This window comes from Cupriavidus sp. DB3 (genome assembly GCF_020418465.1).
Taxonomy (GTDB): Bacteria; Pseudomonadota; Gammaproteobacteria; order Burkholderiales; family Burkholderiaceae; genus Cupriavidus; species Cupriavidus cauae.
The window spans coordinates 118698-137114 of sequence record NZ_JAIZPL010000001.1; the positions used below are offsets into that span (position 1 = coordinate 118698).

Consider the following 18417-nt stretch of genomic DNA (forward strand, 5'->3'; position numbering starts at 1 on the left):
CCACCGCACCAAGGTAAACCCCGATGAATAAACCTCCGCAGGACCTTGTCCGCCCAGCCTAAGTGTATATAGTATACAAACATCGAGCGAACGATCCGCCCGACCCAACCCATTCCGAACGTCAGCCAACAAGGAGCCCCACATGGCCGAACTGATGAACCGAGAAGAATTCCGTGCCGCCCTGGAAGAAGCGATCAAGGGCAAAAGCGCCAACCAGGCGCCGTTCAGCAAGGCCTGGGCCACCGGCAAGCTCAGCCGCGCCCACCTCGCCCGCTGGGCCGAGAACCACTATCACTATGTCGGGCCGTTCGCCGACTACCTGGGCTATATCTACGCCCGCATGCCGGATCGGTATACCGAGGCCAAGGATTTCCTGCTGGCCAATATGTACGAAGAGGAAATCGGCGGCGATCGCCACACCGACCTGCTGATCCGCTTCGCCGAGGCCTGCGGCACCACGCGCGAGCGCGTGATCGATCCCGACAATATGTCGCCCACCACGCGTGGCCTGCAGGCCTGGTGCTATTCGGTGGCGATGCGCGAGGACCCGATCGTCGCGGTGGCCGGCCTGGTGGTCGGGCTGGAGTCGCAGGTGCCGTCGATCTACCGCAAGCAGACGCCGACGCTGCGCGAGAAGTACCAGTTCACCGACGAGGAGGTCGAGTTCTTCGACCTGCATATCGTCTCGGACGAGATCCACGGCGAACGCGGCTACCAGATCGTGCTCGAGCATGCCGATACGCCCGAGCTGCAGCAGCGCTGCCTGAAGATCTGCGAGATCGGCGCACAGATGCGGCTGCTCTATACGACCGCGCTGTACTACGACTATGTCGCGCACGAGCTGCCGCTGCCCGAGCTCGAACTGGCGGCCTGATCGCCCGGTCCGCGCGGCGGCGCCTTCGCGGCGCCGCGCTTCTTCCCCTAACCGCCTGATGAGCGCCGCACAGATGGAACCGTTCTACAACTACATCGATGGCGAATGGACCGCGTGCCAGTCCGGCCGAACCTTCGACAACATCAATCCCGCCGATACGCATGACGTGGTGGGCCGCTTCCAGGCGTCCGCCGCCGAAGATGGCCAGGCGGCGGTGGCCGCTGCCGCTGCCGCCTTCGACGGCTGGAAGAACACGCCGATCGGCCGCCGCGCGGCCATCCTGAACCGCGCCGCGCAACAGCTCGAAGCCAATGCCGACAGCATCGCGCGGGAACTCACACGCGAGGAAGGCAAGGCGCTGAGCCTCGCGCGCGACGAGGTCCTTCGCTCGGCGCAGACGCTGCGCTTCTATGCCGTCGAGGGCCAGACCTTCACCGGCGAATCGTTCCCCAACGACGATGGCGACATGCTCGTCTACACGCAGCGCGAGCCGCTGGGCGTGGCGACGGTGATCTCGCCGTGGAATTTCCCGATCTCGATCCCGGCGCGCAAGATCGCGCCGGCGCTGATCACCGGCAATACGGTGGTGTTCAAGCCGTCGTCCGATGCGCCGCTGAGCGGCTATCGGCTGGCCGAGGCGCTGATCGACGCGGGCCTGCCCAAGGGCGTGCTGAACTTCATCACCGGCAGCGCCGCCGACGTGGGCGCCGCGATCACGCAGGCACCCGCGGTGCGCGCGATCTCGTTTACCGGCTCGACCCGTGCCGGCGAGCAGATCCATCGCTCGGTGCCGCTGACCACGCGCACGCAGATGGAGCTGGGTGGCAAGAATCCGCTGCTGGTGATGGAGGATGCCGACCTCGACCAGGCCGTCGAGCTGACGATCAAGGGCGGCTTCTCGCTGAGCGGCCAGGCCTGTACCGGTACCAGCCGCGTGCTGGTTGCCGAGTCCGTGCGCGAGGCCTATACCGAGAAGCTGCTGGCCCGCGTCAAGACGCTGAAGATCGGCAGCGGCCTGACGCCCGGCATGGACCTCGGCCCGCTGGCCACGCGCAACCAGCTCGACAACGTGCTGCGCTATATCGACATCGGCAAGTCCGAGGCGACGCTGCTGTGCGGCGGCGAGCGGCTGACCGGCCCGGAGTACGACAACGGCTTCTATGTGTCGCCGGCCGTCTTCACCGACGTCACGCAGCAGATGCGTATCGCGCAAGAGGAGATCTTCGGGCCGGTGATCGCGATCATCGCGTTCAGCGACTACGCCGATGCGATCGCCAAGGCCAACGACACCGAGTACGGCCTGGCCGCGGCGATCGTCACGCGCAATCCGCGTTACATGCATCGCTTCGCCGCCGACATCGAGGCCGGCACGGTGAAGATCAACCGCACCACCACCGGCAATCTCGTCAACGCGCCGTTCGGCGGGCTCAAGCGCTCGAGCACCTCGACCTTCCGCGAGTCCGGCCGCACGGGCCTCGAGTTCTATACCCAGATCAAGACCGTCTACCGCGGCTTGTGAGCGCAGCAGCATCGCAGCATCGCAACGCGACATCGACCAGGAGAACATCGCATGAAACAAGCCATCAAGCTCGAACTGCGCGAAGCGCGCCATATGGTGGCCGCCGCCATCGCCAAGTCGGAGGAGATCGGCGTGCTCGAGTCCATCTGCGTGGTGGACGAGGGCGGCTATCCGCTGGTGCTGGAGCGGATGGACGGCGCCCGCATCACCGGGCCGCAGATCGCGTGGAACAAGGCCTTTACCGCCGCCGGCCACAAGCGCTCGACCCACCTGTTCACGACGCCGCCGAACGGGCCCGCGCTGCCGGGCAACGAGGCCTTCGGCATCCAGTGGAGCTTCGAGGGCAAGTTCGCTGCCTTCGTCGGCGGCTTTCCGATCGTCGTCAACGAGCAGGTGATCGGCGGCATCGGCCTGAGCGGCGGCAACGGCGAGCAGGACACGCAGGCCGGCCTCGCCGCGCTGCAGGCGCTGCAGGAACTGCTGGCACCGCAGGACCTGAAGGTGGTGGTGCAGGCCGACATCAAGCGCTGAACCTAGCGCTGAGCGAGGCGCTGAGCCAGGCGCTGAACGGCGCGCTGAACCCGCGCCGCCTCTTTCAACCGGCTATTCGGAACGCATCATGTCTCACCGCATCCAGATCCTCGAAACGCAGCAGGCCTTCTTCGTCGAGCGCGGCGAAACGCTGCTGCAGGCCGCGCTCAAGGCCGGCATCGCGCTGCCGCACGATTGCCAGCTGGGCGGCTGTGGTACCTGCCGGCTGAAGCTGGTCGAGGGCGACGTCCGCTACGAGGAGGAGCCGATGGGGCTGGCGCCCGACGAGGCGGCCGCGGGCTATGCGCTGGCCTGCCAGGCACAGCCGGTTGGCGATCTCGTGATCAGCACCGCGCGCGAGGACGAGGCCTGCGCCGAGCCGATGCGGCATCGCGCGCGGATCGAGGCGGTTCGCCCGCTGACGCCGACCGTGCTGCAGGTCCGGCTGCAAGTGCCCGATCTCGAGGCGGCGCTGGACTATCGGCCCGGCCAGTACCTGAAGCTGATCGCGGCAGAGGGGCAGGCCCGCAGTTTCTCGATGGCGTCGGTGCCGCAGGGCGGCAGCATCGAACTGCATGTCCGCCGCATTCCGGGCGGCGCGGTCACCGACCGCATCCTGCCGGGCCTGGCGCCGGGCGATGCGGTCGAGGTCGAGCTGCCGCACGGCAACTTCTTCTATCGCGCCCGCGACTACCGCCCGCTGCTGATGGTGGCGACCGGCACCGGCATCGCGCCGATCAAGGCGATCCTCGAATCGCTGATGGACGATCCCGATTGCCCGCCAGTCTCGCTGTACTGGGGCGTGCGCGAGGAGGGCGATCTCTATCTGCACGAGCAGATCGAGGGCTGGGCCGAGCGCCTGTACGACTTTCGCTATGTCCCGGTGCTGTCGCGTGGCGGCGTCGGCTGGCAGGGCCGGCGTGGCTATGTGCATCACGCCGCGGTCGACGATCTCGGCGATCTGTCCGAGCATGCGATCTATCTGTGCGGCTCGCCGGACATGATCCGCGACGCGCGCCAGGCCTTCCTGGATCGCGGCGCGAGCACCGAGCACATCTACGCCGACAGTTTCACGTTCCAGCGGGACTGAGAAGGCCGGCGATCGTCAAGAGCGGCGACCGCGCCGCTTCGCTCGGTAGCTGGTATACAATAACGCCAGCCTTTGGTGCGGGCCTTGCACCAGCCGGTGTCACCGGCCGGTGCCGTCCGCGGCGCCACCAAACCGCGCCACGGTCCCGCCAAATCGCGCTGTCCAATCCGATCGCCTCGCATCCGCCATGTCCCTCCGCCCCTCCGTTTCCGCCGCGCCCGATCAGGAAGTCGTGAGCCTGGGCGCCAGCCATTCGCCGCTGTTCGCGCTGGTCACCGACAAGCTGCGCGAGCGCATCCTGAAGGGCGACTACGCGCCCGGCGAACGGCTGGTCGAGAACAAGCTGTCGGCGGAGCTGGGCGTGTCCCGCATCCCGGTGCGCGAGGCGCTGCGGGCGCTGGCGAGCGAAGGGCTGGTGCTGATCGAACCGCGCCGCGGCGCCTCGGTGGCGAAGCTGTCGCCGGATATCGTCCGCGAGATGGTCGAGGTGCGCGCCACGCTGGAGGGGCTGAATGCCAAGCTGGCCGCCCAGCGGCGCGATCCGGGGCTGATCGCCGAACTCGAGGCGGTATTGCAGCAGGGCATGGAGGCGGCGGCGCAGGGCAAGGCGGACGAACTGCTGACACTGAACTCGCGCTTCCACGAGGTGCTCGGCAATATCGCCGCCAACAGCGTGCTGCAGGAAATGATGCGCTCGCTGCGTGAGCGCACCGCGGTGCTGTTCGGACCGGCCAATACGGTGCGCGCCCGGCAGAACTGGGACGAGCACGCGCAGATCCTGCAGGCGGTCATCGCCGGCGATGCGGATCTGGCGGCCCTGCTGGCGGCGCGGCATGTCTACAGCGCGGCCAAGGCGGCCGAGCTGCCGGTGGGCGAGCAGCACGCTGCTTGAGCCTGGGCGCTGAACGCCTGACGGCTGACGGCTGACGCCTGACGCCTCACGCCTCACGCCTGCCACCGGGGCAAGTGCTCCGGTCCTTCTCCTTCCCCTCGGTTTTCTCTGTCGCGCCGCACCACGGTAGCGGCGCCGCATGCGCTCGTCCGCGGCTGCTTGCGGTCCGCTGTAGATGGGGACGGCATCGCGTGCACGCACGGCTTCGGGGCGTGCCGCCGCACCGTCATGGCGCAATGCACAAAATTTGTGTATACTGTCAACCGTTGTAAACGCAATAGAGAAAGACCATGACTTACCGCGACACCACCGCCCGGGCGTCGTACCTGGACACCCCGGTCGGCCAGCAACTGCTGCGCCACTACGCATCCCGCGATGCCGTCCGCCATGCCACGCCGCTGATCCCGCTGCGGGCGGCCGATGTGCTGCGCTTCGTGCAGTGCCTGTTCGGCCGCGCGGGCTGCGGGCATCGCCCGGCATAAGCGCCAACGTACCGGCAAAGCGCTGCTGGCAGCGCCCGAACCGCCCTCCGGGGCGGTTTTTCTTTTCCTTCTCCTGATTCGGCTCTGCTGACCCGCCCCGCCGACTCCGCCCTCCTGGCGCCGCTCTGCCGACGCCGCTCTGCCGACGCCGCTCTGCCGACGCCGCTCTCCCGACGCCAAGCATTCGTCCGGGAGCGATTCCATCTCTCGGCCAACGCGGCGCACCGCATGGTGGCCCACGTCCCGCTGGGCCGATTCTTGCGTAAAGCGCATCCGCGACGCCGCCCGCGCCTGGGGCGCACCGGCGGTGCGAGGGTTTCCGCCAATGCCGGGGAACCTTGGTGCGCCCTAAACTATTGCATATAGTATACCGACGCAGCACAAACCCAGGACTCCAGCAGAGAGGCCGGGTGCTGCCGTCAGGGTCGCGGCAATAACAACAGGCAACAACAAGAACAGGAGCCGACGTGAGCCTGCCAACGTCCCCGTCCATTCCCGCCCGCGCCGGCGTTCCACCGCGCCCTAAAACGGCAACCGCCGGATCTGACGCGCGCTATCGCCCGCTGTGGCAGGCCGTCGACGATCTCGCCGAAGGCCGCACCAGCGCCGAGCAGCTGCTCGATCTGTGCCACGCCGCCTGGGCCGAACGCAATCCGCTGCTGAACGCCATCGTGCTGGCCGATTTCGATGCCGCGCGCGAGCAGGCGCGCGCCAGCGACGCGCGCCGCCGCCAAGGCAGGGTGCTGGGGCCGCTCGATGGCGTGCCGTTCTCCATCAAGGAATCGTTCGACGTGGCCGGCTGGCCGACCATCTGCGGCAATCCGGCGCTGCGCGAGCATGTCGCCGGTCGTGACGCCACCGTCGTCCAGCGGCTGCGCGAGGCGGGGGCCGTGCTGATCGGCAAGACCAATGTGCCGCTCGGCCTGCGCGACTGGCAGAGCTACAACGCGGTCTACGGCACCACGCGCAATCCGCACGACCCGTCGCGCACGCCGGGCGGTTCGTCGGGCGGCAGCGCGGCGGCCGTCTGCGCCGGCATGAGCCTGTTCGACATCGGTTCGGACATCGGTTCTTCGCTGCGCAATCCCGCGCACTACTGCGGCGTGTTCTCGCACAAGAGCAGCCACGGCATCGTGCCGCTGAGCGGCCATGGCACCGGTGCGGCCTCGTTCGGCATGCAGGACATCAACGTGGCCGGGCCGATCGCCCGCAGCGCGCGCGATCTCGAACTGGTGCTGCACGCCATCGCCGGTCCCGAAGGCGCCGATGCGGTGGCCTATCGCCTGGCCCTGCCGCCGTGCCGGCTCGATACGCTGGCGCAATTTCGCGTGGCGGTGCTGCCGTCGCACCCGCAGGCCGAGGCCGACCGTGAAGTCAGCGACTGCATCGAAGGGCTGGGCCGCTGGCTTGAAGGGCAGGGCGCCAGTGTCGCCTGGCATGTGCGTCCGTCATTCGCGGCCGAAGAGCTGTGGCGCGTCTACGTGCTGCTGCTGCGCGCGACCACCTCGGCCCATATGCCGGACGGCGCGTTTGCTGAGGCGCTGGACCAGGCCGCGGCCGCATCCCCGGACGATGCGCGTTACGCCGTGCTCCAGCATGCCGGCGCCACGCTGCGCCACCGGGACTGGCTGCTGTTGCAACACGCGCGCGAGCGCTTCGCCCTGGCCTGGCAACGTTTCTTCGACGACTACGACGTGCTGCTGTGCCCGGCGGCGGCCACGACCGCCTTCGAGCTGGACGAGGCCGGCGAGCCGTGGCAGCGCCATCTGAACGTCAACGGCAAGCCGCAGCCGATGACGACGCAGCTGTTCTGGGCCGGCCATTCGGGCCTGTGCGGGCTGCCATCGACCGTCGCGCCGATCGGCCCCGGCAGCAGCGGCCTGCCGGTCGGCGTGCAGATCGTCGCCGGACGCTACCGCGATCTGACCTCGCTGCGCTTCGCCAGTCTTCTGGAGGCGGCGGGCTTCGGCTTCCGGCCTCCGCCCGGCTGAGGACGCACGAGGCAACGGACGAGGACGCACGACGCAACGGCCGAGGACGCGGGGCAACGCGCCACGCCACTCGCCCGGCATCCCACCCCACCGAATTCGCACGCCACGCGGCCAACCACGCGGCAACACGCCGCCACGATGCCCCACACTGACAAGGAGCGACGATCATGCTGGACTGGTTCAAAGAGCTATCGCGGATGGAGCGCAAGGGTTTCTACGGCGCCTTCCTCGGTCATGCGGTCGACGTGTTCGACTTCATGATCTATTCCTTCCTGATCTCGACGCTGCTGACGCAGTGGCAGATGAGCAAGTCGACCGCCGGGGCGATCGTCACGTGGACGCTGGTGTCGTCGCTGATCGGCGCGATCGGCGCCGGCATGCTGGCCGACCGCTATGGCCGCGTGCGCGTATTGCGCTGGACCATCGTGGTGTTCACCGTCGCCTGCTTCCTGTGCGGGCTGTCCAATTCGCCCGAGCAGCTGATGCTGTTCCGCATGATCCAGGGCATCGGCTTTGGCGGCGAGTCGTCGCTGTGCATGGTGCTGGTGACCGAGATGATTCGAAATCCCGCGCACCGCGGCAAATACTCTGGCTTCACCGCGAGCAGCTATTCGTTCGGCTGGGGCGCGGCGGCGCTGGCCTATGGCCTGACCTTCAGCCTGTTTCCGGCCGAGACGGCCTGGCGCGTCTGCTTCTTCCTCGGCATCGTGCCGGCGCTGGTGGTGTTCTATCTGCGCCGCAACCTCGACGAGCCCGAGGTCTTCGTCAAGACGCGCGCCGAGCGCGCCGCGCAACGCGGCTCGGGGTGGCATGAACTGAGCCGCCTGGTGCGGCGGCCGCTGCTGCGCAAGACCGTGCTGTGCAGCCTGCTGTCGGGCGGCATGCTCGGCGCCTACTACGCGATCGCGACCTGGCTACCGACCTTCCTGAAGACCGAGCGCGGCCTGTCGGTGTTCGGCACCAGCTCCTATCTGGCGGTGACCATCCTCGGTTCGCTGGTCGGCTACGTGGCGGGCGCCTATGCGACCGACCGCCTGGGACGGCGGCCGACCTATGTGCTGTTCGCCGCCGGCGCGTTTGCGATGGCGCTGATCTATATGGTGATCCCCGTTTCAAACCTGTCGATGCTGTTCCTCGGTTTTCCCCTGGGCGTGCTGATGCAGGGCGTGTTCTCCGGCATCGGCGCGACCATCTCGGAGTCGTATCCCAACGATATCCGCGCGACCGGTTACGGCGTCTCGTACAACCTCGGGCGGGTGATCGGCTCCTTCTTTCCGCTGTCGGTCGGCTGGCTCAGCTCGGGCCGGACCTCGCTGCCGCTGGCCATCGCCATCGTCGCCGGGGCCGGGTACGCGCTGGTCGTGTTCGCGGCGCTGATGCTGCCGGAAACCACCGGCATGGACCTGGACAAGGCGGGTGGCGATGAGGCCGACCGCGACGAGACGGCGCCGGGCAAGGTCGGGCTGGCACCCGCGCCGGGTGTCGGCGGGACCGTGGCCTGACCGGCCGAACTGGCGAAAGCCGGGGGAGCAGGCGGGGCAGAGGCCGGGCGCAAGTCGGGCGCGGACCGGGCGCCGATCGGGCGCGGTGGGGCGCAATCGGGCGGCAAATCGGGCGGCAAATCGGGCGGCAAATCGGGCGGCAAATCGGGCGGCAAATCCGGCGGCAAATCGGTCGGAACGGGCGGGGGGAACACCCCGCCCGATATCCAGATCGTCACGTTTTCGGGAACAACCTAGGGCTAACCCTGTCCATGCGATTGCATTCGGTTACAATGCCGCTCTTGCGTCTTATTACGCAGGGCACCAGCCGTCATATTCCTGGCGTCGTGCGCTTGCCTGCATACCGACGCCAACTTCCCCTTGATGCGAGCCTTACTGCCCTTTCTGATCGCGTGCTGCCTGTTCCTGCTCTCCTTTGGAGCGCAGGCCGGCACGCGTCTGGACGCGGCGGCGGGGCTCGGTCCCGGCCAGATGCGGGTCGGACCGCTGGTTTGCAGCATGGCGGCGGTTGCCGCCGTGGCCGCCCGCACGCTCTCCAGCGATGAGGACGGCAGCCGCATCGTCGCCCCCGGCGACGACGGCATCCATGCCGACGACGTCGTCGAATCCGCGCCCTCGCCAGGCTACTGCAATATCTGGTCGGCCGATCTGCTCGATCCGCCCGACGTGCTCGACGAAATCGAGGAATCCAGCGCGCTGTTCGCCCTGCCGACGGCGCCGCTCGAACTGCCTTCCGGCGATGTCTCTCCGCCTCGCCACGGTCGCGCGCCGCCACTGCCCGCGGCGCTGTTCAAGCCCCCCATCCTCACTGCCTGATCGCTGACGCGCCGGTCCAGTCCCGTATCGGACCGGCCGCGCCTCCTATCTGCGTGTCTTGCTCGCGGCCTTCGCCGCCGTGGGCCGTGTGCTTGTCGCGGTAACGCCGTCCGCGCGAAGCCGGCATGCAGTGGTCCGGCTTTTTCTCGTTGCCATGAAGATCTCTACGCTTACCCTGATAGCGTCGCTTTCGCTTGGGGTGTCGTCGGCCTTTGCCGCCGATGCCTTCTCGCTGGAGCAACTGCTTTCCCTGTCCCAGAACTCGAACAAGGGCGTGGTCGCCGCGCATGCCGGCGTGGACGCCGCCAGCGCCGCCGTCACCAGCGCGGGCGCCTATCCGAATCCCCAGGTCGAAATGATGTACGGCCGCCTGCGCGGCCGGCAGGCCGGCGTTGCCGAGGGAAACGCGCCCAGCTTCTCGATCACGCAGCGCCTCGACTACCCCCAGCAACGCAGCCTGCGCCGCTCGATCGCCGAGCGCAATCTCGACGCGACTGAAGCCGGTCTGCAGGCCTTCTACGCCGACCTCGCCGGCCGGGTCAAAACCGGCTACTACGGCGTGCTGCGCCGCGAGAGCGAACTGGCGGCGGCACGGGAAGACCTGGCGATGATGAAGCAGGTCCATTCGCGGGCGCGCCTGCGCGTCGAGGTCGGCGAGGCGCCGCGCTATGAGCTGATCCGTGCCGAGACCGAGTTGCTGGCCGCGCAGAAGTCGCTGCAGAGCGCCGAATACCGCGTCGACCAGGCCAAGGCGGCGCTGCGCCAGCAGGTCGGCGGCGCGCTGCCGCCGAAGTTCGCGCTGGCGGGCAGCCTGGGCCAGCTTCCGAGCGTGCCCGATCTGGCCGTGATGCGCGAGCGGCTGAACACGGCCAACGCCGAACTGGTCCAGCGCCGCATGGAGCTGGAGCGCGCCAATCTGGCGGTCGACTACCAGCGCTCGCTGCGGCTGCCGGAGCTGGCGGTGCGCGCCAGCACCACGCGCGAACCCGACAACAGCGTCTCGCAGGTCGGCCTGGTGCTGACCATTCCGCTGTGGGACCGTCGCAAGGGCCCGGTGGGCGAGGCGGTTGCGCAGGCCACGCAGGCGCGCAATGCCTACGAGCTGCGCGAATTCGAACTGGGCCAGGAGCTCGAGTCGGCGTACCGCCAGCTGGAAATCACGCAGGCCCAGGTCACCGCGCTGGAGTCCGGCATCGTGCGCGAGGCCGAGAACGCGCTGCAGGTCGCGCAGGCGGCCTACCGCTACGGCGAGCGCGGCATCCTCGAGGTCATCGATGCCCAGCGCACGCTGCGCAACGCGCGCAACGAACTGATCGCCGCGCAATACGACCAGCAGATGGCCGTGATCCAGATCGAACGCCTGCTGTCGATGGCGCCCGGCATGACGCCGCCGGGCATGGCCCCGACCGCCGCGACCTTCTCCACCGAATCGAAACAAGACTGACCATGCGCCCCTTTTCCCTCCGTACCCTGGCGGTGGCTGCCGCCATGATGTTGACGCTCGCGGCCTGTTCCGAGGAGCCGCCGCCCGCGGCCGAGGCACCCAAGCTGCCGCCCGGGGTAGTCAAGCCCGAGCCGTCGCTGCAGCAGCAGCTGAAGATCGCGCCGGTGACCACCAGCCCGTTCAGCGAGATGCTGCACGTGGCCGGCCGCATCGACTTTGACGAGCAGCGCGTCGCGCGCATCGGCGCGTCCGTGACCGGGCGCGTGACCGACCTCTACGCGATGCCCGGCCAGGAAGTGAAGGCCGGCCAGGTGCTGGCGCGCCTGCACAGCAGCGAGCTGGGCGCCGCGCAGATGTCGTATCTGAAGGCGCTGGCGCAAACGCAACTGCAGGCGCAGAACGCCGAGCGCGCGCGCCAGCTGTTCGCCGCCGACGTGATCGGCCGCGGCGAGCTGCAGCGCCGCGAGAGCGAATATGCGATCGCCAACGCCGAGATGCATGCCTATCGCGACCAGCTGCGCGTGCTGGGCATGTCCAAGGCGGCCATTGCCGAGCTGTCCAAGGGCGGCAGCATCAATTCGTATTCGCCGGTGTATTCGAGCATCAGCGGCACCGTGGTCGAGCGCAAGGTCGCGCAGGGGCAGGTGGTGCAGCCCGCCGATTCGCTCTACACCGTGGCCGACCTGTCGCGCGTCTGGGTCGTGGCCGAGGTGCCCGAGCAGCAGGCCGCGCTGGTGGCCGAAGGGCAGACCGTCGAGATCGACGTGCCGTCGCTGGCCGCCGGCACGGGCCGCAGCCGCATCGCCGGCAAGCTGATCTATGTGGGCCGCACCGTCAATCCCGAATCGCGCACGGTGCTGGTTCGCACAGAACTGGACAATCGCGAGGGTCGCCTGAAGCCGGCGATGCTGGCCAGCATGGTGATCGCCAGCCGCCCGACCGAGCGGCTGGTGGTGCCGGGTTCCGCCGTGGTGCGCGACGGCAACGAGGAGCAGGTCTACGTCGAGCAGGGCGAGGGCCTGTATCGCGCCGTGCCGGTCAAGCTCGGCGCGGAGAGCGACGGCATGCGGGTGGTGCAGAGCGGCGTCAAGGCTGGCGACCGCATCGTGGTCAATGGCGCCTTCCATCTGGATAACGAGCGCAAGCGCCTCGAGCAAGGTTGACCACGATGATCCAATCCCTAGTCCAAGCTGCCATCAACCAGCGGCTCGTGGTCTGCGTGATCGCGGTCGTGCTGTTCTTCTTCGGGTTGCGCGCCGCCGGCAAGCTGTCGGTCGACGCCTTCCCCGATGTCACCAACGTGCAGGTGCAGATCGCCACCGAAGCGGCGGGCCGCTCGCCGGAAGAGGTCGAGCGCTTCGTCACCGTGCCGATCGAGATCGCGATGACCGGCCTGCCCGGGCTGGTCGAGATGCGCTCGCTGAACAAGGCGGGCCTGTCGCTGATCACGCTGGTGTTTACCGATGCCACCGACGTCTATTTCGCGCGCCAGCTCGTGATGGAGCGGCTGATCGAGGTCGGCGGGCGCATGCCGGAAGGCGTGTCGCCGGTGCTCGGCCCGGTCTCCACCGGCCTTGGCGAGGTCTACCAGTACACGCTGGACCGCGCCGACGACGGCGATCGCGAACTGACGCAGGAGGAGCTGTCCGAACGCCGCATCGTGCAGGACTGGGTCGTGCGTCCGCTGCTGCGTTCGATTCCGGGCGTGGCCGAGATCAACTCCCAGGGCGGCTACGTCAAGCAGTACCAGGCGCTGATCAACCCGGATCGCATGCGCCACTACGGCATCTCCGTGCAGCAGGTGTACCAGGCGCTCGCGCAGAACAACGCCAACTCCGGCGGCGGCGTGCTGCCGCACTATGCCGAGCAGTACCTGATCCGCGGCGTGGGCCTGGCGCAGGGCGTCGAGGACCTGAAGAGCATCGTGCTCAAGGAGGTCAACGGCACGCCGGTCTATCTGCGCGACGTGGCCGAGGTCACCATCGGCCATGAAGTGCGGCAGGGCGCGCTGATCAAGAACGGCCAGACCGAGGCGGTCGGCGGCATCGTGATGATGATGCGCGGCGGCAACGCCAAGGAAGTCGTCAGCCGCGTCAAGCAGCGCGTCGCCGAGATCAACGAGCGCGGCATGCTGCCCGGCAAGCTGCAGATCGTGCCGTACTACGACCGCAGCGAACTGGTCGATGCCGCGTTGTGGACGGTGACCAAGGTGCTGCTCGAAGGCGTGGTGCTGGTGGTGATCGTGCTGTTCCTGTTCCTCGGGGACCTGCGCTCGTCCGTCATCGTGCTGGCCACGCTGGTGCTGACGCCGCTGCTGACCTTCATGGTGATGAACCAGGTCGGGTTGTCGGCGAACCTGATGTCGCTGGGCGGTCTGGCGATCGCCATCGGCCTGATGGTCGACGGCTCCGTGGTGGTGGTCGAGAACGCGTTCGAGCGATTGGGGCGCAAGGATGAACTGAGGTTGACCAAGACCGAGGTGCTGGTCAAGGCGGTGCAGGAAGTGGCGACGCCCGTGATCGTCGGCGTCGGCATCATCATCCTGGTGTTCCTGCCGCTGATGACGCTGACCGGCACCGAGGGCAAGATGTTTGCGCCGCTGGCCTTCACCATCGCGATCGCGCTGGCGATCTCGCTGGTGCTGTCGCTGACGCTGTCGCCGGTGCTGTCGTCGTACCTGCTCAAGGGCGGCGCCGAGCACGACACCAAGGTGATCGCCTTCCTGAAGCGCCACTATCTGCGGATGCTGGGCTGGGCGATGGCGAACAGCCGCAAGACCGTGGTCGCCGCCGTGGTCGCGTTCCTGGCCACGCTGGCGATCGTGCCGCTGCTCGGTTCGTCGTTCATGCCGGAGATGAAGGAAGGCTCGATCGTTCCGGCGATCGACCGCGTGCCCAACATCTCGCTGGAGGAATCGATCAAGCTCGAGAAGGAGGCCAACAAGCTGGTGCTCAGCGTGCCGGGCGTCAAGTCGGTGGTCTCCGGCGTCGGCCGCGGCGAGAGCCCGGCGGACCCGCAGAGCCAGAACGAGTCCACCCCGATCGCCAGCCTGAAGGACCGCGACGAGTGGCCCGACGGCTGGACCCAGGACGACATCGCCGAGGCGATCCGCCAGAAGCTGCGGGCGATCCCCGGCGTGCAGATCGTGATGGCGCAGCCGATTTCGGACCGGATCGACGAGATGGTCAGCGGCGTGCGTTCGGATATCGCGGTCAAGATCTTCGGCGACGACCTCGGCAAGCTGCGCGAGCTGGCCGGCGAGGTGGCGCGCGTGGCGGGCGGCATCCAGGGTTCGCAGGACATCCGCATCGAGCGCATCACCGGTCAGCAGTACCTGTCGATCGAGATCGACCGCCAGGCGATCGCGCGTTATGGGCTCAATGTCTCGGACATCCACGACATCATCGAGATCTCGATCGGCGGCAAGCGCGCCACCGACATCTTCGAGGGCGAGCGCCGCTTCAGCGCCGCGGTCCGCCTGCCGGAGCGCTTCCGTCATGATGTCCAGTCGATCCGCCAGCTGCTGGTGACCACGCCGGACGGCATCCAGGTGCCGCTGCAGAGCGTCGCCAAGATCGAGGTCAGCGACGGCCCGGCGCAGATCAGCCGCGAAATGGCCAAGCGCCGCGTGGTGGTGATGATCAACGTCAAGGACCGCGACCTCGGCGGCTTCGTCGCCGAACTGCAGCAGGCGGCAGACAGCAAGGTCAAGCTGCCCGAAGGCTATTACTTCGAGTGGGGCGGCCAGTTCCAGAACATGGAACGCGCGATGGGCCACCTGAAGATCATCGTGCCGATCACGATCGCCGCGATCTTCTTCCTGCTGTTCCTGCTGTTCAACTCGCTGCGCTTCGCCACGCTGATCATCACCGTGCTGCCGTTCGCATCGATCGGCGGCATCATCGGCCTGTTCGTCACCGGCGAATACCTGTCGGTGCCGGCATCGGTGGGCTTCATCGCGCTGTGGGGCATCGCGGTGCTCAACGGCGTGGTGCTGGTGTCCTATATCCGCGGGCTGCGCGACAGCGGTCTGGATCTGGACACCGCGGTGCGGCAGGGCGCCGCCCAGCGCTTCCGTCCGGTGATGATGACGGCGACCATCGCGCTGCTGGGCCTGGTGCCGTTCCTGTTCTCGACGGGGCCGGGCTCCGAGGTGCAGCGCCCGCTGGCGGTGGTGGTGATCGGCGGCCTGATCACGTCGACGCTGCTGACGCTGGTGATGGTGCCCACGCTGTATCGCTGGTTCGACGACCACAAGCCGAATCCGGCGACGGACGAGCCGGTGTAATCGAAGGCCGGGCGCCGGCACCGTGCCGGCGCCAAGGTGGTGCGTTGGGGTCCCCGCGAAGGCGGGGGCCCTTTTTTATTGCCGGGCGCTCGGTCAGTCGTCCTGCGCCAGCCGATGCACCGGCTCGGGCAGCGCATCGAGCAGCGGCTTGCCGAAATACTGCCGATCGCTGACCGCCAATTGCCGCAGTCCCTCGCGCAGCGAACGCAGCGCGCGGGACGCCTGTTCCAGTTGCCCCGCATGGGAGGCATACCACGCCAGTTCGAACCACAGACTGCTCTGCTGCAGCAGCGGATACTTGCGCTCGCCGCGCTGCGATTCCGCCAGGCGCCAGGCGGCGACCTCGTGCCAGCTGTCGGGCCAGGCCGGGCCGGTGAAGGCGTCGGCGAAGGGCCCGGCCAGTTGGCGCAGCGCGGCCACGCCGATCGGCGCGGCGGCCTGGAATTCGGCCAGCGTGGGACGCGGCGCGGTATGGCAGGCGCCGCGGGCGATGCGCATCAGATAGATCGCGTTCCACGCCGACGGATGGCGATTGCCAGCGCCGCGGCCCAGCCATTCCGACAGGCCGATCCACTGGATCGCGCGCTCGGCCTCGCGCTCGGACGAGACCCCGGGCACGGCACCGGGCAGTGCGCCGGGCAAGGCGCCCGACCATGCGATGCCGGCCTCGCCGAACAGCCATAGCGCCATGCCGATATTCGCCGCGACGTGCTGAGCGGCATCGGAGACGTTCGATTCGAAGGCCGCCGCCAGCGCCTGCTCGAAATGCGCGACGGCCTGCTCGGCGAGCGTGCCGGCCGCTGCCGTGTCGTTGGTCGCGGCCGCCGACAGCGCATGCGAGCGCTGGATCAGCGCGGCGAGGTTGTGCCACTCGAAGCGGACGTGCGGGTGCACCTGCACCAGCGTCGCGCCGGGCGCGTTCTGCGCCAGCGCCTGCAACAGCGCCAGCGCCCCGCGCAGATCGCGCTCGTCGTAGGCGCACCAGGCCGCGACGATGCCTTCCATCGCGTCGAGGTAGTCGTTGCCCGCGATCGCGTGGCCGCGCCGACGCCGTCGCAGCGCGCGCAGCATCTTGCGGGTTTGCGCGCGATCGCCCAGGCGGCGCCACAGCAGCGCCTCGTTCAGCGCGACAAAGGCGTGTTCGAATTCGCTGACGGCGAGCCGGCGCGCGGCGCGAAATGCCGTCAGCGCGGCCGGGGCGTCATGGCTGCCGTTACCACCTATGCCTGCGGCAGCCGCTTCGTCGCGCGCCAGCGGCGTCAGCAATCGCCCCTCGCGCAGCGCCTGCTTGCCGTCGACGAAATGGCGCCAGAAGGACAGGTCGGTCTGCGTCACCATCCGCTGCGGCACGGCGGCCTTGCCTTGTGCGCGCCCGTCGCGGTCCAGACCGAGAAAGGCGGCAATCTCGTGCGCAGTGGCGGGCGCGCCTTCGACCTGGCAGACGATGCGCTGGCGCTCGTGCGCGGCCAGCCAGAACGGCCCCTGGCTGCGTCCTTCCAGATTGAGGAAGCGCGGGTCGCGGCTCGCGTCCTCGCCCCATCCGACCTGCAACTGCCAGCGTCCGAAATCCTGGAAGGCACGGGCGATCGCCATCCGCAGCGTGCGCGCATTGCTCATGCGCTCGCGCAGGTCGTCCGCGTAGACCAGTGGCCGTTGCGGCGATGCCAGCGTGGCGTGGTGCAGCCGCACCAGCAGCCAGACCGACTGGTAGGCGGCGCGCGTGCCGTTGACCGATTGCGGGGCGGACAGTTCGACGACGACGGGATCGGGCATGGAACAGGGGGAGCGAAAGGGGCGCAACGGAGCGGAAGGAAGGCGGAAGGATGGCAAAAAAGGCCGGTCGATGTGACAGCCGTGACAGCCGTGCCGGATTGTCGCATGGGCAGGATTGGACCGGAACCCCGCCATGGCTACGATGCGCACTGTCCGGTGGGCGATGCGCCACGCCGGCCGGACCGGCGCGCACAACCTGCCGCTGCCATCGGCAAGCCGCCGATGGCAGCGGCCCCCAACGAACAAGGAGAGACCATGAAGTCCCGTACCGAAGGGCAGTCCCTGCACGCGCATGGCCTGTATCGCCGCCGCCTGCTGCAACTGGCCGGCGGCGCCGCGCTGCTGCCTGCGGCGCGCCTGGCGCTGGCCGATGTCGCGCCGGCAAGCGCCGTCGCCGCGCCGAGCGAAGTCGCCCGCGAGGATTTGATGTCGCACTTTCGCGCGCTGGACGTCGACGGCTGTTTTGCGCTGTTCGACGTCAAGGCGAACCGGATGACGCTGGTCAACGCATCGCGTGCGAAGACGCGCATGGTGCCGGCGTCGACCTACAAGATTCCGAACAGCCTGATCGCCTTCGAGACCGGCGTGGTGGCCGATCCGGACCAGATCCAGCCATATGGCGGCGGCAAGACGCGCTTCCCGCAGTGGCAGCGCGACATGAATCTGCGCGAGGCGATCGCGATGTCGAATGTGCCGGTCTACCAGGGCATTGCCCGGCGGATCGGCATGCAGCGGATGCAGACGTGGGTCGACCGGCTCGACTATGGCAACCGGCAACTCGGGAAGGTGGTGGATCAGTTCTGGCTGCGCGGGCCGCTGGCGATCTCGGCGGCCGAACAGACGCGCTTCCTGGCGCGGCTGGCACAGGGCCAGCTACCGGCGTCGCGCCTGAGCCAGCAATGGGTGCGCGAGATCCTGCGCGTCGAAGCCAATGACGATCACGCGATCTACGCCAAGACGGGCTGGGCGATGGATGCCGGGCTGAACCACGGCTGGTGGGTGGGGTGGGTCGAACGCAGCGGCGGCGTCCATGCCTTCGCGCTCAATATGGATCTGCAGCGCGAGGAACTGGCGCCAAAGCGCATGGCCATCGCACGGGCGATGATGGCGGAACTTGGCGTGTTGCCCGTGGAGAACGGGCAAGCGCGCAAGATGAGCTAGCGCAAGACGGGCCAGCCCGGGCGAGCCAGCGCAAGATGAGCTGGCGAAGAGGAG

Annotated in this window: 14 protein-coding genes; 13 read left to right on the forward strand and 1 reads right to left on the reverse strand. The window is 68.3% G+C overall.

The annotated features are described in order from the left end of the window. Nucleotides 1-142: 142 nt before the first annotated feature. The 12 genes from K7G19_RS00520 (at nucleotide 143) to K7G19_RS00575 (ending at nucleotide 15429) form a co-directional block, all read left to right on the forward strand. Nucleotides 143-874 carry a TenA family transcriptional regulator gene (locus K7G19_RS00520; protein WP_149319954.1) on the forward strand — a complete coding sequence of 244 codons (732 nt, stop codon included), beginning with the start codon at nucleotides 143-145 and terminating at the stop codon, nucleotides 872-874. A 73-nt stretch (nucleotides 875-947) separates the two neighbouring features. After that, nucleotides 948-2393: an aldehyde dehydrogenase family protein gene (locus tag K7G19_RS00525; RefSeq protein WP_149319988.1), complete on the forward strand. Its 1446-nt coding sequence runs from the start codon at nucleotides 948-950 to the stop codon at nucleotides 2391-2393. Between the two features lie 51 nt (nucleotides 2394-2444). Continuing rightward, a complete protein-coding gene (locus K7G19_RS00530; protein WP_006575728.1) occupies nucleotides 2445-2924 on the forward strand; it encodes a heme-binding protein in 480 nt (159 codons plus the stop codon). Between the two features lie 88 nt (nucleotides 2925-3012). Next, nucleotides 3013-4014, forward strand: coding sequence for a 2Fe-2S iron-sulfur cluster-binding protein (locus K7G19_RS00535; protein ID WP_226105168.1), 1002 nt, complete (start codon nucleotides 3013-3015; stop codon nucleotides 4012-4014). A gap of 187 nt (nucleotides 4015-4201) precedes the next feature. Continuing rightward, complete coding sequence (locus tag K7G19_RS00540) at nucleotides 4202-4906, forward strand: GntR family transcriptional regulator (RefSeq protein ID WP_150082386.1); 705 nt, start codon at nucleotides 4202-4204, stop codon at nucleotides 4904-4906. 290 nt (nucleotides 4907-5196) lie between these two features. Next, nucleotides 5197-5388: a hypothetical protein gene (locus tag K7G19_RS00545; RefSeq protein WP_149319957.1), complete on the forward strand. Its 192-nt coding sequence runs from the start codon at nucleotides 5197-5199 to the stop codon at nucleotides 5386-5388. Nucleotides 5389-5855: 467 nt separating this feature from the next. Continuing rightward, nucleotides 5856-7379: an amidase gene (locus K7G19_RS00550; protein ID WP_370639458.1), complete on the forward strand. Its 1524-nt coding sequence runs from the start codon at nucleotides 5856-5858 to the stop codon at nucleotides 7377-7379. Between the two features lie 167 nt (nucleotides 7380-7546). Then, nucleotides 7547-8881 (forward strand): MFS transporter, encoded by a 1335-nt coding sequence (locus K7G19_RS00555; protein ID WP_226105170.1) that lies wholly within the window; start codon nucleotides 7547-7549, stop codon nucleotides 8879-8881. A 363-nt stretch (nucleotides 8882-9244) separates the two neighbouring features. Beyond that, nucleotides 9245-9697: a cobalt-zinc-cadmium resistance protein gene (locus K7G19_RS00560; protein ID WP_149319959.1), complete on the forward strand. Its 453-nt coding sequence runs from the start codon at nucleotides 9245-9247 to the stop codon at nucleotides 9695-9697. A 154-nt stretch (nucleotides 9698-9851) separates the two neighbouring features. Then, nucleotides 9852-11141 (forward strand): TolC family protein, encoded by a 1290-nt coding sequence (locus K7G19_RS00565; RefSeq protein ID WP_149319960.1) that lies wholly within the window; start codon nucleotides 9852-9854, stop codon nucleotides 11139-11141. Nucleotides 11142-11143: 2 nt separating this feature from the next. Beyond that, entirely contained in the window at nucleotides 11144-12304 is a 1161-nt protein-coding gene (locus K7G19_RS00570; protein ID WP_226105172.1) for an efflux RND transporter periplasmic adaptor subunit, read from the forward strand. 5 nt (nucleotides 12305-12309) lie between these two features. Continuing rightward, complete coding sequence (locus tag K7G19_RS00575) at nucleotides 12310-15429, forward strand: efflux RND transporter permease subunit (protein ID WP_226105174.1); 3120 nt, start codon at nucleotides 12310-12312, stop codon at nucleotides 15427-15429. A gap of 93 nt (nucleotides 15430-15522) precedes the next feature. Here K7G19_RS00575 and K7G19_RS00580 read toward each other — a convergent pair whose 3' ends face one another. Continuing rightward, the gene (locus K7G19_RS00580) at nucleotides 15523-17202 is read right to left on the reverse strand and encodes a hypothetical protein (protein WP_226105177.1); all 1680 of its coding nucleotides are present in this window, start codon (nucleotides 17200-17202) and stop codon (nucleotides 15523-15525) included. A 255-nt stretch (nucleotides 17203-17457) separates the two neighbouring features. On the opposite strand from K7G19_RS00580, the gene blaOXA reads away from it, so the two are divergent. After that, entirely contained in the window at nucleotides 17458-18363 is a 906-nt protein-coding gene (gene blaOXA, locus K7G19_RS00585; RefSeq protein WP_226105179.1) for an OXA-837 family class D beta-lactamase, read from the forward strand. The last annotated feature ends 54 nt before the right edge of the window (nucleotides 18364-18417 follow it).

Excerpts from the sequence above, each read along its gene's own strand:
- K7G19_RS00535 (WP_226105168.1), top strand. The coding sequence starts at position 3,013 with ATGTCTCACCGCATCCAGATCCTCGAAACGCAGCAGGCCTTCTTCGTC.
- K7G19_RS00530 (WP_006575728.1), top strand. The coding sequence starts at position 2,445 with ATGAAACAAGCCATCAAGCTCGAACTGCGCGAAGCGCGCCATATGGTG.
- K7G19_RS00565 (WP_149319960.1), top strand. The coding sequence starts at position 9,852 with ATGAAGATCTCTACGCTTACCCTGATAGCGTCGCTTTCGCTTGGGGTG.
- K7G19_RS00560 (WP_149319959.1), top strand. The coding sequence starts at position 9,245 with ATGCGAGCCTTACTGCCCTTTCTGATCGCGTGCTGCCTGTTCCTGCTC.
- K7G19_RS00525 (WP_149319988.1), top strand. The coding sequence starts at position 948 with ATGGAACCGTTCTACAACTACATCGATGGCGAATGGACCGCGTGCCAG.
- K7G19_RS00555 (WP_226105170.1), top strand. The coding sequence starts at position 7,547 with ATGCTGGACTGGTTCAAAGAGCTATCGCGGATGGAGCGCAAGGGTTTC.
- K7G19_RS00575 (WP_226105174.1), top strand. The coding sequence starts at position 12,310 with ATGATCCAATCCCTAGTCCAAGCTGCCATCAACCAGCGGCTCGTGGTC.
- K7G19_RS00570 (WP_226105172.1), top strand. The coding sequence starts at position 11,144 with ATGCGCCCCTTTTCCCTCCGTACCCTGGCGGTGGCTGCCGCCATGATG.
- K7G19_RS00545 (WP_149319957.1), top strand. The coding sequence starts at position 5,197 with ATGACTTACCGCGACACCACCGCCCGGGCGTCGTACCTGGACACCCCG.
- K7G19_RS00520 (WP_149319954.1), top strand. The coding sequence starts at position 143 with ATGGCCGAACTGATGAACCGAGAAGAATTCCGTGCCGCCCTGGAAGAA.
- K7G19_RS00540 (WP_150082386.1), top strand. The coding sequence starts at position 4,202 with ATGTCCCTCCGCCCCTCCGTTTCCGCCGCGCCCGATCAGGAAGTCGTG.
- K7G19_RS00580 (WP_226105177.1), bottom strand. The coding sequence starts at position 17,202 with ATGCCCGATCCCGTCGTCGTCGAACTGTCCGCCCCGCAATCGGTCAAC.
- blaOXA (WP_226105179.1), top strand. The coding sequence starts at position 17,458 with ATGAAGTCCCGTACCGAAGGGCAGTCCCTGCACGCGCATGGCCTGTAT.